Raw genomic sequence first — 14,241 nt, 5'->3', positions numbered from 1 at the left:
CTGGCGCCGTGTCGGATACCGACGGCCCCGAAGCGACCGGCCCGGGCAGGCCGTTTCCCGCGGCTCGGGGATGCGAGCCTTCCGGGCCTGGTGAGTTTTCCGGGCCTTCCGGATCACTCGCCGGGCCTCCCGTACCGGTTCCGCTGCCGTGGCAGGAATCCCGGACGCGGGCGGCGGAGCCCGGCGCGGGGAAGAAACCGGACCAGATTGCCCCCCAGGTTCCCCAGCAGGTTCCTCCCGACGCCGCGGACCGTTCCGGTGATGCCGGTGGACGTTTCCTCAGCCGCCGCACACTGCTGACCCTGGCTGGCGTGGCGACCGCAGGGGTACCCCTTGCCGCCTGTGGCGGCTCCGGGAGCGGGTCGAAGGCGAACCGGGTCATCAGGATCGGCTATGTGAGCCCGCAGACGGGGGCGCTGTCCGCCTTCGGCGCCGCGGACAGGTACGTCACCGACACCATCCGGGCCTTCTTCGACCGCCAGGGCGGAATGACCATCGGCGCGCGCACCTATCCGGTTGAGATCATCGTCCGGGACAGCCAGTCCGACCAGAACCGTGCGGCCCAGGCCGCCGGCGACCTGATTTACACCGACCGGGTGGACATCATCCTCGTCGCCTCCACACCGGAGACCACCAACCCGGTCTCGGACCAGTGCGAGGCGAACGAGATGCCGTGCATTTCCACGGCCGCTCCCTGGCAGTCGTGGTTCAACGGACGTGGTGGCGACCCGGCCCGCCCGTTCAAGTGGACCTATCACTTCTTCTGGGGCCTTGAGGACGTGACCAGGGTCTACCGGAACATGTGGGGCCAGTTGCCCACCAACAAGAAGGTCGGTGCGCTCTGGCCGGACGACTCCGACGGCAGGACGTTCGCCGACGGCACCATCGGGTTTCCGCCCGCGATAGYCGCCGCGGGCTACACGCTCGTGAAGCCTCCCGTCTTTCCCACCGGGATGTCGGACTTCGGTCCCCAGTTGAACGTGTTCAAGCAGGCGGGCGTGGACATCCTGACCGGTGTGCTGACGCCGGACGACTTCCAGATCTTCTGGAAGCAGGCGGTGTCGATGGACTTCAGCCCGAAGATCGTCACGGTCGCCAAGGGGCTGCTGTTCCCGCGCTCGGTCCAGGCCCTCGGCCAGGACGGCAACAACCTCGGTACCGAGGTCTGGTGGTCGCCCTACCACCGGTTCAAAAGCTCGTTGACGGGGGCCACTCCGGAGACGCTCGCCAAGGACTTCACGGACAGGACCGGCACCCCCTGGGTGCAGACCCTCGGCTTCGTGCACGCCCTCTACGAACTCGCCACGGAGGCGTTGGCCCAGGTCGGCTCGCCCGACGACCGGGCGGGCCTGGCGGCGGCGATCGGGAAGCTGCGTACCAACACGATCGTGGGGGAGATCGGCTTCGGCGGCTCGGCCGACATCCCCAAGAACGTGGCGAAGACGCCGCTGGTCGGGGGACAGTGGCGGACGGAGGGCACCGGCTACAGCCTGGTCATCGTCGGCGACGATTCGATCAAGAATATTGCCGCGCAGCCAGGCAGGCTGCTGCCATACACCAGGGCCGTCCAGGKGACCTGAGAACAGCTCCCGTCCGCTCGATCCGCCTCCCGGCGGGGACAGCCAGACGCGGTGAACCGGGCCGATCGGTGAACCGGGCCGATACTGTCGGCTCGGTTCACCGCGAGGACGATATGCGCGCGTCGGGCCGGTGCCGCCCGAGCGGCGGATCAGGTCCTGGCCACCGCTCGTGACATCGTGTGCTCGACCACCGCGATCAGTGCGCTTTTCGTCGAGTGACGGTTACGCGCGTCGCAGGTGATGATCGGTATGMTCGGGTTGATCTGCAGAGCTTCCCGGACGTCGTCTATGGAATGCCGCAGGATTCCGTCGAAACAGTTCACTCCGACGACAAATGGCAACTGTCGCTGTTCGAAGTAGTCCACAGCCGCGAAACAGTCGGCTAGCCGCCGGGTGTCGGCGAGGACGATGGCACCGATAGCGCCCCGCACGATGTCGTCCCACATGAACCAGAACCGGTACTGTCCCGGCGTGCCGAACAGATAGAGGATAAGATCCTCGTCCAGGGAGACCCGGCCGAAGTCCATTGCGACCGTGGTCGTCGTCTTGTCGGCGAGGTGGGTCAGGTCGTCGACGTGTGCCCCGGCCTCGGTCATGACCGCCTCGGTCCGCAGGGGTACGATCTCGGACACCGAACCGACAAAAGTCGTCTTGCCGGCGCCGAAACCACCAGCAACGACGATCTTGACCGAAGTAGTGGCGACGGAGGAGTTGACCCGTCTGCGGTCAGAGCTTGCGAAGGCCACTGAGCACCCTTTCGAGCAGCGCGAGGTCCGGCGCCTCATCGCGGTCGGGTTGTTGGTGTACCCGGACGTAACCTTCGTCCGCCATGTCACCGACCAGCACCCTGGCGACTCCGAGGGGAACCCGCAGGCCGGCGGCGATCTCCGCRACTGATCGCACCTGCCGGCACATGGCGGCGATTGTCTGTTGTTCCAGGGCAAGTTGGATTGCCCGTTCCTCACCAAAGGACGTTGTGACGACAAGCGCCTCGATGGCGAGTTCGTATCGTGAACGCGTCCGACCACCGGTCATCGCGTAGGGACGGACAACCGGTCCCGGGGTATTCGCGGGATCGGTACTCACCCTGACCCCCTGTGCTCCTGTCGGTTCACCGCGGAAGGATCCCCTGTAGTTCGGCTCGTAGGGCAGGGGTGAGCACATCCGTGGTCCGGGTTACCAGCAGTGCCATCTCGTACCCCACAAGTCCGATGTCACACGACGGTGCGGCGAGAACCGCCATACTTGCCCCATCACTGATCGCCATGATGAACAGAAACCCATGTTCCATCTCGACGACCGTCTGTGTCACGTTGCCTGCTTCAAAAACCCGGGCGGCGCCCTGGGTCAGGCTGACCAGACCCGACGCGACAGCGGCCAGTTGGTCCGCCCGGTCGCGTGGGAAACCGTCCGAGACCGCCAGCAGCAGACCGTCCGCGGAAACCACCACGGTGTGCGCGACACCGGGAACTCTTTCGACGAAATTGTTGATCAACCAGTTGAGGTTCTGTGCGTCTGAGCTCATGGGCGTCACACTTCCTCCTGGGCGTTCCGACGAGAGCTGTGGGGGGTGTCCCTGGCGACATCACGGGCCTGTCGAACACCCTGGTAGAAGCTGGCAAGCCGGCCACCGACCGCTTCGGGGGAGCGGGACGACCCCTCCGGCTGACGCCGTGGCGTGGTTTCAGCGCTACCAGGTACCAGGTGTGTCATCGGGACACGCAATGGAAGACCGGCCCTGGTCGTCCCAGCGGGAGACGGCTGGCGGGCCGCTTCCGCGGCACGCCACCCGGCGTCAGCCGCGGACGACCATGATACGGATCCGGAATCCGGCGCGGCGGGCGCCGGACGGCTCGCCAACGGAACGGACTGGATGTCGGCGGGGCCGGCCGCGGCGGCCGGCAGCGGGGGTTCTCCCGGGGCGGGCGACCAGCCGGGCACAGGGATGTCGGCGGGTGCCGGGCCCTGAGGCCCGGGCCGGCCGGCCGGCGCCGGGTAGGGCGACGGCGGACGGCCGATGTCACCGCTGGCGCTGACGTCGACCGGCCGAGCGGGCCGGCCGGCTGGCTCCGGTGGCCGCAAGTCACCACGCAGGCTGGCCGGGCCGCGGTGCGGGGCCGGTCCGGGACGGCCCAGCGGGGCAGCCGCCCTCGGTCGGCTCGGCAGCGGGTGCGGGGATGTCGGGGCGTGGCGTTGGAACCACGCGGAGACCGAATCGAAGATCGGGGTCGTGTCGCTGTCCTCGCCGTCCCGATCGGCGGCTGCTTCCTCGGCCCCGTCGGTACGGGACGCCCGGTCGGCACCGTCGCCATAGGAGACGTCATCGCGGTAGGACACATCGTCGCGATAAGAAACGTCGTTGCGGTAGGACACGTCGTCGCGCGCGGTGGGCGCCCGTTCCGTTCTGAAGTCGGGACGGACGCCGCCGCCCGACGGGATGACCGTCGGCAGTTCCCCGGCCTGGCCGCCGCCSGCGGTGGGCTGGGAGTAGGCGGTGGGCGGGGGGGACAGCCGGCTGAACGGGGTCGTGTCGGGGCTGGGCGCGGCCGGTGCGCTGTCCGTGGCGGTCCGGCCTGTCGGTCCGGGCGGGGCCGCTCCGGTCAGGTCGATGCCGCCGGTGTCCAGGGAAGCCGAGCCGGCCGGATCCAGGTGCACCGGATCGGTGCGGCCGGCGAGGTCCAGGTAGGTCGCGCCGGCGTCCGGGCCGATGGGGCCCGCCGCGCCCGGTCCCCGGGGGATCTCGTAGCCGCCGGTCTGGGGCTCACTCCGGAAGGGCGGATCGGCATTCGGCTGGCGGGCCGTGGTTCTGGAGATCTCCAGTGGGCCGGTGCCGGTGCCGAAGCCGCCACCGACGTCCGGCTGCTCCAGCCCGAACTCGTCGGGGCTGGTGGACCGTTCGTCCGCCGCGGTGCGGCCCGGGCCGCTTCCGTTCATGCCCGGTACGGGCAGGGACGGAGGTGCTTCGGAGCCATTGCGCGAACCGGGCGGATACGAGCCGTTGCCCTTTGGCAGGCTGTTTCCGTCGACGAACGTGTGGCCGTTGGACTCGCCGCGTGACATGCCGTTCGCCAGGGACATCCCGTCGAACCCCACCGTGCGGCCGTTGGACAGCGCCGGTGGCAGACCGTTGTCGAGCGCGGACCGGCCGACCGGGGGACGTCCGGTGGTCAGTGGCGCTGTGGGGCGTGCCGGCGTGCTCGGGGTCGCCTCACTGGCGACGACCTTGGCTGGCAGCCTTATCACGGCGGTGATCCCGCCGGAGGTCGATTCGCGGAGCTGGACGCGGATGCTGTGTCGGCCGGCCAGCCGACCGACCGCGAACAGACCCATCGTGCGGGACACCGACACGTCGATGACGGGTGGGTTGGCCAGCCGTTCGTTGATGCGTTCGAGCTCCTTGGCCGGCATTCCGATGCCGCGGTCCTCGATCTCGACTATCGCTCCGGCGCCAGGCCCCAGGGAGCGGCTGGTGACCTGCACATCGGTCGCCGGCGGGGAGAAGGAGGTGGCGTTCTCCAACAGTTCGGCGATGAGGTGCACGACGTCGCTGACGGCGTTCCCGGTGATGGACACCGCGGCCGCCGCCGTCTGYTTGACCCTCGTGTACTGCTCGACCTCGGAGATCGCGGCGAGGACGACCTCGTTGAGGGGGACGGGGTGGGTCCACCTGCGGGCCGTGTCGGTGCCGGCGAGCACCAGGAGGCTTTCGTTGTTCCRGCGCATACGGGTCGCCAGGTGGTCGAGCTTGAACAGGTTGGAGAGCTGGTCCGGGTCCTGCTCCCGGTTCTCCAGGTCGTCGATGAGCCGCAGCTGCCGTTCGACCAGTCCCTGGCTGCGCCGGGACAGGTTGACGAACATGGCGTTGACGTTGTTCCGCAGCACGGCCTGTTCGGACGCGAGGCGGACGGCCTCTCGGTGGACCTCGTYGAACGCGCGGGCGACTTCACCGATCTCCTCGTCGGTGTTGATACCGACCGGTTCGACCTCGGTCTCGATGTCCTGTTCGGTGGAGTCACGCAGCCGGCGGACCGACTCGGGCAGCCGGCGGCCGGCGACGTCGAGCGCGGCCGCGCGCAGCCCGAGCAGGGGGCGTACCAGGGAGCGGGCGACGATCATGGCGGCGAACAGGGCGGCCGTCAGGATGAAGACGATGAGCAGACCGGAGAGCAGCGCCCGGCGCTGGATACCCGACCGCAGCGTCTCGACGCGGTCCTCGGTGTTGTTGTACAGGGAGTCGACGACCCTGCTGTTGAGGTCCATCGTGGCCTGGGTCGACTGCAACCACTTCAGGTTGTCGAGCTCGAGCGGCTGCCCGACCCGTCCTGTCAGTACGTCCTGTACCTCGTTGCTGGTCTCCGCGACGTCCTGACCGACGAGCGTCTCCCGGTACACCCTGGCCTGGTCCGGGTTGGCCACCGCCTCGAAACGGGAGATCTGGGTTTCGCGTTCCGTGCTCAGACCGACGAACAGCCGGTAGTCGGTGCTGTCGAAACGTCCCTGCTGGATGGTGCCGTGGATGAGGGACTGCTGGGCAGCCAGGCGTTCCCGCGCGCGGATGACGGAGTCGAGGRCCTCCACGTCGGCGTTCAGCGCGGCGTCGTCCTGGCCCTGTGGGATGAGCGACACCAGGTTGACGAGGCTGTTGATCATTCCGGTGTAGGCCACCTGGACGGAGCTCGACGAGGCCAGCGTCAACGCGGTCTCGCGCACGTTCGTCCGGTGCGACAGCCGGTCCGTGATCGACTGGAGTGCCGTCCGGGCCTGCTCGGTGAAGGCGTTCTGCTGGCCCCGGACATTCTGCTCGTACTGCCGGGCCGCCTCGTCAACCTGTGTCTGCACCGTTTTGATGCGCTCGGGGGAGCGGAAGCCCGACAGGGGCGTGCCGCGTGAGGCGACATAGCCGACCGTATAGGTGCGTTCCTGCTCCAATGCGGACACCAGTGCCGTGGCGGCGCGGCTTATCTTCGCCATGTCCTGGGCACGGTTGACGTCCCGGGTGCTGGTCAGCACACTGTTGGCGCCCATCGCGGCGTTGGCCAGGATCGCGATGATCGGGACCGCGAGAATCGCGATCAGCTTGGTACGGACCCGCCAGTTCGCCGGCGCACCGAGCAGTGCCCTTATGCGTCGTATACCGCCTGGGTCCTGTGACGTGATGGCTGGGGCGTCGACGCGGTGCCCGCCGTCATCGGCGGACCGCTCCGGCTCCTGCGGTGTGGCCTCGCCCGCCGGGGGAGCGTCGATGCCCGTGCCGGCTATCGGTTGTCTGCGCACGTACCTTCGCAACCTCTCCGCCAGCCTCCCGGAACATGACGTGCCGGGATGGCCCGGTATCGGGCCCGGATGTCCCTCGATAGGCACCATAGCGGTATGGCCAGACATCCCGACACGCGCCTGGCCTAAACTAGATGTCCACTTCCGATCCCATCCGTTCGGTCCGTTTTCGGGCGGTCCGGACGTATGCCCGCAGGATGGACRGAAGTCCGGGCGGGTCGGCCGCCTGTTGCCTGTCGCGCAGGTACTTTCCGGCGCCGCGTCAGGTACCGCACCCGTTCTCCGCGGGCCTGACACCTTCTCTATGGGCCCGTACCGTCCTGGCCTGTTCTTCGTGGGCTTGGCTCTCCGTGGGCCTGGCATCTTCTCCGTAGGCTTGGCGTCGTGGACACCGCCATCTCGAAGCCGGCCGCGGGCCCGACGGGCAACGGCCGAGGATCCGACGCGCCAGCAGCCCCCGCATCCGCGTCTCCGCCCGCGCCCGCGTCGGTGGCGTCCGACGCGCCCGGGGCCTCCCGCCCGGCTCACGACACGGTTCTGGTCGTCGACTTCGGTGCCCAGTACGCCCAGCTCATCGCCAGGCGGGTGCGGGAGTGYCACGTCTACTCGGAGATCGTGCCCTGGGACATCTCGGTCGAGGAGATCCTCGCCCGGCGTCCCGCCGCGGTGATTCTCTCGGGCGGGCCGAAGTCGGTCTACTCGCCGGGCGCCCCGGAGGTGGACCCCGCGCTCTTCCGTGCCGGGGTGCCGGTGCTGGGCATCTGCTACGGCCACCAGGTGATGGCGCACGCGCTGGCCGGGACGGTGGCCCGCACAGGTGTCGCGGAGTACGGCGCGACCCGCCTGACCGTCACCGCCGGCGGTGTCCTGTTCGCAGATCTGCCCACCAGCCAGCAGGTGTGGATGTCCCACGGCGACTCGGTGACAGCGGCGCCACCGGGGTTCGTGGTCACCGCGTCGACGCTGTCGACCCCGGTCGCGGCCTTCGAGGACGTCGCGCGCGGGCTGTTCGGCGTGCAGTTCCACCCGGAGGTGGTGCACAGCGACCGCGGCCTGGACGTCCTGCGGCGTTTCCTGTTCGYCGGCGCCGGCTGCCGGCCCAACTGGACGATGGTCAACATCGCGGACGAGGCGGTCGCGGCGGTCCGGGCCCAGCTCGGCGACGCGCGCGCGATCTGCGGGCTGTCCGGCGGGGTGGACTCGGCGGTGGCCGCGGCGGTCGTCCACCGCGCCGTGGGCGACAGGCTGACCTGCGTGTTCGTCGATCACGGCCTGTTGCGCGCGGGCGAGGCGGAGCAGGTGGAGAAGGACTTCGTCGCCTCGACCGGGGTCGAGCTGGTGCACGTCAAGGCCGCCGACCGGTTCGCCGCGGCACTCGCCGGCGTCAGTGACCCGGAGCGCAAGCGCAAGATAATAGGACGGGAGTTCATCCGGGTGTTCGAGGCCGCCGCCCGCGAGCTGGAGGCTCAGGCCGAGGCGGAGGGCTCCCGGATCGAGTTCCTGGTGCAGGGCACCTTGTATCCGGACGTCATCGAGTCCGGCTCGCCGACCGCGGCGAAGATCAAGTCGCATCACAACGTCGGCGGGCTCCCCGAGGATCTGCAGTTCTCCCTGGTGGAGCCGTTGCGCACCCTGTTCAAGGACGAGGTGCGCCGGCTCGGCGAGGAACTCGGGCTGCCGGAGGAGATCGTCTGGCGGCAGCCATTCCCGGGGCCTGGCCTGGCTGTCCGGATCATCGGTGAGGTCACCCCGCAGCGGCTGGCGACGCTGCGGGCCGCCGACGTGATCGTCCGCGAGGAGATCCGCCGGGCCGGGCTGGACCGCGAGATCTGGCAGGTGTTCGCGGTGCTGCTGGCGGACGTCCGCTCGGTGGGGGTCCAGGGGGACGAGCGCACCTACGGGCATCCGGTCGTGCTGCGCGCGGTCACCAGCGAGGACGCGATGACCGCCGACTGGGCCCGGCTGCCCTACGACCTGCTCGAACGCATCTCGAACCGGGTGGTCAACGAGGTCGAGCAGGTCAACCGGGTGGTGTACGACATCACCTCGAAGCCGCCGGGCACCATCGAGTGGGAGTGACCCGGGCCGGACGCGGGCCGGCGGGCCGGCGGGCTGGCGCGGGCAGGGGAGAGTGYGCAGAGGAGAGCGGTGCGGTGACCAGGCGTCACGCGGCGGGGATGCCCAGGGGACCGGCGGCCAGCGCGCGGACGCGGCCGGCGGTGACCGGGTCGATGTTGCCGCCGGAGAGGACCACCGCGGTCGGGYCCTGCGCGAGTTCGGGATGACGCAGCAGCGCCGCCGTCCCCGCTGCCCYGGCGGGCTCCACCGTCTGGCCGTCGGCGCACAGCAGCGCCACCATCGCCTCCCACAGCGCGTCCTCGTCGACCGTGATCACATCGTCTACCAGGGCGGTGGCGAGCGCCAGGGTCAGCGTGCCCGGGGCCCGCACGGCTATGCCGTCGGCGATGGTGGCCGCCGGGACGCGCACCGGCCGTCCGGCGCGCCAGGACAGGGCGAAGGCGGGCGCGCCCGCGGCCTGGACGCCGATCACCCGCACGTCGCGCCGCCGCTGTCTGATCGCCGCCGCTATCCCGCTGATCAGGCCACCGCCGCCGATGCCCACCAGGACGGTCCGCAGGCCGGGGATCTGCTCGGTGAGCTCGAGCCCGATCGTGCCCTGTCCGGCGATCACGGTCGGATCGTCGAAGGGATGCACCAGTAGCCCGCCGTGTCCGCGCGCGGTGGCCTCGGCGGCCAGCAGGGCGGCGTCGATCCCGCCGTGGACGTGCTCGACCCGCGCGCCGAGGCGGCGGGTGCGCGCGACCTTGACCGGGCTCGCGTCGGCCGGGACGAAGATCGTGGCTGGGACGCCGAAGTGGGCCGCCGCGTACGCGACGCCCTGGGCGTGGTTGCCGGCGCTGGCGGCGACCACCCCCCTGGCCCGTACGGCGGGGTCGGCGAGCGCGAGTCGGGCGAACGCGCCACGTAGCTTGAACGACGCGGTGCGTTGCTCGTTCTCGCACTTCAGCCACACCGGCACGCCGGTCAGCCGGGACAGATGGGCGCTGGGCGTGACCCTGGTCCGCCGAAGCACCGGCGCGAGGACGACCGCGGCCGCGGTGACGTCGATCGCGTCGCAGCCGACGGCCGCAGCGTCGAGGCTCGCCGCGCCGTGGCCCGCCACGCCGTGCCGTGCCGTGCTGTGCCGTGTCGTGTCGTGCCCCGCCGGGGCGCGGTTCGCCGTGTCGACGGCCCGCGCGCCGTCAGCGCCGCCGGCGCTGCCCGCGGCCGCCGCGGGCGTGACGGATCTGGGCGGGACGTCGTTGTCGTCCTTACCGGTGGCACGTGCCGTACCGGCGGCGGGACAGGCGGCACCGGTCTTACCTGTTCTGCTCTTACTTGTCTTACCTGTGGTTTCTGTTTTGTCGCCGGTGGTACATGTCGGGTTTTCGGCTGGCTGGCGCATCATCGTGCTCCCGGTAGCTCGGCGGCCACCTCCGACGTGACCGCGGCAACAAAAAAGCCCCCCGCCGAACTGGCAGGAGGGCGAGGCGCGCTGACCCGTCGGTATTGCTTCGAAAGCATGTCGGCCCGAAAGCCTGCTTCGAAAGTGAGGTCGCGCGCCTAACTAATGATCATAATGTGCTGCGGCACCTTCTCAGTTTGCTCTTGGACGTCGGCGGCCGTCAAACCCACCGGCTCGCCCCGCGCCGGATGTTTGTCACACCCGGTGGCGGGATCGCGGCTACCGTGCAGGCCCTCCCACGGGCCCTCCAGCGGGCCACGGCGCGGGCCCTCCAGCGAGCCACGGCGCGGGCCATGACCGCCAGGGCGGGGATGCGCGGTCGTGGCGCGCGTCGGGGCCTCGTAGGGTGAGAGTCATGTACCGCTGTCGGACCAGCTGGGCGTCGAACGTATGATCGGCTCCCTATGAGCGCGCTTCCCGGTGGCCCGTACCCCGGCTTCGGCCTGTACCCGGGCTTCGACGACGCCGACGACCGCGACGAGCCGGGGTCGCCGACGGCGGAGGGCATACCGGGCGCCCGCCCCGCCGCGCCCCGGCTCGATCCCGACGCGCTGCTCGACGGCCTGAACCCGCAGCAGCGGGCGGCGGTCGTCCACACGGGCTCGCCATTGCTCGTCGTCGCGGGCGCGGGCTCCGGCAAGACGCGGGTGCTGACGAACCGGATCGCCTACCTGCTCGCCGCGCGCGGGGTCCGCGCTGGCGAGATCCTGGCGATCACGTTCACCAACAAGGCCGCGAACGAGATGAAGGAGCGGGTCGCCGCGCTCGTCGGCACCCGCACCCGGGCGATGTGGGTGAGCACCTTTCACTCTGCCTGCGTGCGCATCCTGCGGTCGCACGCCAAGCGCATCGGGTTCACCAGCGGCTTCTCGATCTACGACGCGGCGGACGCCCAGCGCCTGATCACGCTGGTCGCGCGCGACCTGGACATCGACCCCAAGCGGTATCCGGCACGCGCGCTCGCCACCGGGATCAGCAACCTGAAGAACGAGCTGGTCGACTGGGAGACCGCCATGAGTCGGGCGACCGGCCATGTCGAACGTGCCGTCGCCGAGGTCTACGGGCTTTACCAGCGCCGGCTGGCCGAGTCGAACGCGTTCGACTTCGACGATCTGATCATGACGACGGTGAACCTGCTGCAGGCGTTCCCGGACGTCGCCGAGCACTACCGGCGCCGGTTCCGGCACGTCCTCATCGACGAGTACCAGGACACCAACCACGCCCAGTACGTCCTGGTGCGGGAGCTGGTGGGGCAGGCGTCCCGGCTGACCGTCGACGGCGAGCCGGTACGGCCGGATCCGGTGCCGCTGGGCGCCGACGCCGACGAGCCCGCGGTGGAGCCGGCCGAGCTGTGCGTGGTCGGCGACGCCGACCAGTCGATCTACGCCTTCCGGGGCGCGAACATCCGTAACATCGTCGAGTTCGAGCAGGACTACCCCGACGCCACCGTGATCCTGCTGGAGCAGAACTACCGCTCCACACAGACGATCCTGTCCGCGGCGAACGCGGTGATAGCCCGTAACGCCCGGCGCAAGCCCAAGCGGCTGTGGTCGGACGCCGGGGACGGCGAGAAGATCGTCGGCTATGTCGCGGACAACGAGCACGGCGAGGCCGCCTTCGTCGCCGCCGAGGTCGACCGGCTCTCCGACGCCGAGCTGGCGCGCCCTGGCGAGGTCGCGGTCTTCTACCGCACCAACGCCCAGAGCCGGGTCTTTGAAGAGATTTTCATCCGGGTCGGCCTGCCCTACCGGGTGATCGGCGGGGTGCGCTTCTACGAGCGCCGTGAGGTCCGGGACCTGCTCGCCTACCTGCGGGTGCTGGTGAACCCGGCGGACACGGTGAACCTGCGGCGCATCCTCAACGTGCCCAAGCGGGGGATCGGCGACCGGGCCGAGGCGATGCTCGCGGCCTTTGCCGAACGTGAGCGCGTCCCCTTCGCCGATGCCCTGAACCGGGTGGACGAGGTCCCGGGCCTGACCGCCCGGTCGGCGAACGCGGTCCGCGGTTTCGCCACCCTGCTGGCCGAGCTGCGCGCGGCCGTGGCCGACGGCCCGGTCGCGGCGCTGGAGACGGTGCTGGAGCGGACCGGCTACCTCGCCGAGCTGGCAGCCGCGGACACCCTCGAGGCCGAGGGGCGGGTGGAGAACCTCCAGGAGCTGGTCAGCGTCGCCCGGGAGTTCAGCGAACAGTTCCCGCAGGGCTCGCTCGCGGACTTCCTCGAGCAGGTCTCCCTGGTCGCCGACGCCGACCAGGTGCCCGACCCCGATGACGGCGCGGATGGCGAGGGCGGTGCCGCCGGGGCCGTCACCCTGATGACGCTGCACAGCGCCAAGGGCCTGGAGTTCCCGGTGGTCTTCCTCACCGGCTTGGAGGACGGCGTCTTCCCGCACCTGCGCACGCTCGGTGACTCCACCGAGCTCGAGGAGGAACGCAGGCTCGCCTACGTCGGCATCACCCGGGCGCGCGCCCGGCTGTACCTGACCCGGGCGGAGGTCCGCAGCGCCTGGGGCCAGCCGACGTACAACCCGCCGTCGCGGTTCCTCGAGGAGGTGCCGGCCGAACTGGTCGACTGGCAGGGGAACACACAGTCGGCGCCGGCCGCCGCCCACCCGCGGACGAGCGCGTGGGGCTCGGCGTCCGCGGGGCCGTCCAGCGCGCGGGCCGGTGGGCTGCCGGGGCGTCGGCCCGCGCCCGCGCCGCGCGAGATCCCCGACCTGTCCCTGGGGGACCGGGTCAACCACGACACCTTCGGGCTCGGTCAGGTCGTCGCGGTGGCCGGCACCGGGGACAACCGCGAGGTGAGCATCGACTTCGGCGAGGGGACCGGCACCAAACGCCTGCTCCTGCGCTACGCCCCCGTCGAGAAGCTGTGAGCGTCCCGCGCACCCGCGTCCGGCAGGTCTGACAGGCACACGGCCAGCGCCAGCGGTCGCCAGACGTTGGGTGACGTCGGTGGCGTTCGGTGACGTTGGTACGGCGCGGCCGGTGGAAGAGCGGCCAGCGGTAGCGGTCAGTAGTAGACGTTGTGTTTGGCGAGCCACGCGAGTGGGTCGACCTTGGTGCCGTTCTGGCCGCCCAGCCGGACCTCGAAGTGCAGGTGCGGCCCGGTGGAGAACCCGGTCGACCCCTCCAGGCCCACCTGCTGACCGGTGGCGACCTGCTGACCGACCCGGACGCTGATCCGGGACAGGTGGGCGTAGCAGGTGACGACGTTGTTCGCGTGCCGGACCTGGACGAAGTTGCCGTAGCCGGACTCCCACCCCGCGTAGATGACGGTGCCGCCGTGAGCGGCGACGACCTGGGTCCCCATCGGTGCGCCGAGATCGATGCCGGGGTGGCCGTTCGCGCCGCCGAAGCGCTGGGTGATCCGGGCCTGTATCGGGCGGACCCAGCGCAGCTCCTCCTGCTGGCGTACGGCCTCCGCGGCCGTGGTCCGCTGCTGGAGGAGCAGGATGGACATCTGGGCCAGTGCCTCGTCTCGGTCGACGCGGTCGGCCTGGGCTTGGCGTCGCGCGGCGTCGCCGTCGTGTTGCCGCTCGAGCAGGGCAGGGTCACTCAGCCCGTCGGTGGCGGCGTCCGTCACGCCGCCGGACGCGGGATCGAAGATCGTCCCGGCGGTGCGCAGGCCGGAAATGACCGCCGGCTCGGAGTGGGCGATACCGGTTGTGTTGATCATAACGATGCCGAGGGTGGAGACCACGGCGGTGGCGATGCCGGTACGGCGGATCTGCGCTGCCGATGCCGCCCGGCGAGCGGAGCCGGACGAGCCGCTGTGGCCCGTGGCCCTGCCATGGCCGCGATGCCGCCCTGAGTCACGGGCTGGGGGCTGCGACAACCCGAACTCACGCTCCCGTTGCTCGA

General features: G+C 70.4%; 9 protein-coding genes. 3 read left to right on the top strand and 6 right to left on the bottom strand.

Translation table 11 applies throughout. The annotated features are described in order from the left end of the window. The first annotated feature begins 293 nt into the window (after positions 1 to 293). On the top strand, positions 294 to 1,580 hold the full coding sequence (locus BL254_RS08525; protein ID WP_371390300.1) for an ABC transporter substrate-binding protein: 1,287 nt from the start codon (positions 294 to 296) through the stop codon (positions 1,578 to 1,580). Between the two features lie 149 nt (positions 1,581 to 1,729). On the opposite strand, the gene BL254_RS08520 is transcribed toward BL254_RS08525, so the two are convergent. Genes BL254_RS08520 through BL254_RS08505 form a run of 4 tightly spaced genes read right to left on the bottom strand, consistent with a single transcriptional unit; the run spans position 1,730 to position 6,854 of the window. Beyond that, positions 1,730 to 2,326 carry an ATP/GTP-binding protein gene (locus tag BL254_RS08520; protein WP_076843011.1) on the bottom strand — a complete coding sequence of 199 codons (597 nt, stop codon included), beginning with the start codon at positions 2,324 to 2,326 and terminating at the stop codon, positions 1,730 to 1,732. After that, the gene (locus BL254_RS08515; protein WP_013875056.1) at positions 2,307 to 2,666 is read right to left on the bottom strand and encodes a DUF742 domain-containing protein; all 360 of its coding nucleotides are present in this window, start codon (positions 2,664 to 2,666) and stop codon (positions 2,307 to 2,309) included. Before BL254_RS08515 ends, BL254_RS08520 begins: the two co-directional genes overlap by 20 nt. A gap of 25 nt (positions 2,667 to 2,691) precedes the next feature. After that, positions 2,692 to 3,114 carry a roadblock/LC7 domain-containing protein gene (locus BL254_RS08510; RefSeq protein WP_013875055.1) on the bottom strand — a complete coding sequence of 141 codons (423 nt, stop codon included), beginning with the start codon at positions 3,112 to 3,114 and terminating at the stop codon, positions 2,692 to 2,694. Next, the gene (locus BL254_RS08505; protein ID WP_076843010.1) at positions 3,111 to 6,854 is read right to left on the bottom strand and encodes a nitrate- and nitrite sensing domain-containing protein; all 3,744 of its coding nucleotides are present in this window, start codon (positions 6,852 to 6,854) and stop codon (positions 3,111 to 3,113) included. Before BL254_RS08505 ends, BL254_RS08510 begins: the two co-directional genes overlap by 4 nt. 489 nt (positions 6,855 to 7,343) lie before the next feature. On the opposite strand from BL254_RS08505, the gene guaA reads away from it, so the two are divergent. Continuing rightward, complete coding sequence (gene guaA / locus BL254_RS08500) at positions 7,344 to 8,933, top strand: glutamine-hydrolyzing GMP synthase (RefSeq protein ID WP_076843061.1); 1,590 nt, start codon at positions 7,344 to 7,346, stop codon at positions 8,931 to 8,933. Positions 8,934 to 9,018: 85 nt separating this feature from the next. On the opposite strand, the gene BL254_RS08495 is transcribed toward guaA, so the two are convergent. Continuing rightward, positions 9,019 to 10,323 (bottom strand): threonine/serine dehydratase, encoded by a 1,305-nt coding sequence (locus BL254_RS08495; RefSeq protein WP_371390251.1) that lies wholly within the window; start codon positions 10,321 to 10,323, stop codon positions 9,019 to 9,021. Positions 10,324 to 10,784: 461 nt separating this feature from the next. Between BL254_RS08495 and pcrA the strand changes: the two genes are divergently transcribed. Next, complete coding sequence (gene pcrA / locus BL254_RS08485) at positions 10,785 to 13,253, top strand: DNA helicase PcrA (protein WP_047221605.1); 2,469 nt, start codon at positions 10,785 to 10,787, stop codon at positions 13,251 to 13,253. A gap of 137 nt (positions 13,254 to 13,390) precedes the next feature. Here the strand turns inward: pcrA and BL254_RS08480 are convergent, their stop codons facing one another. Continuing rightward, positions 13,391 to 14,215: a M23 family metallopeptidase gene (locus BL254_RS08480; RefSeq protein ID WP_254857921.1), complete on the bottom strand. Its 825-nt coding sequence runs from the start codon at positions 14,213 to 14,215 to the stop codon at positions 13,391 to 13,393. Between the last annotated feature and the right edge of the window lie 26 nt (positions 14,216 to 14,241).

It is taken from the genome of Protofrankia sp. BMG5.30 (assembly GCF_001983005.1).
Classification (GTDB): domain Bacteria; phylum Actinomycetota; class Actinomycetes; order Frankiales; family Frankiaceae; genus Protofrankia; species Protofrankia coriariae.
This window is presented reverse-complemented; position numbering and strand designations above follow the sequence as displayed.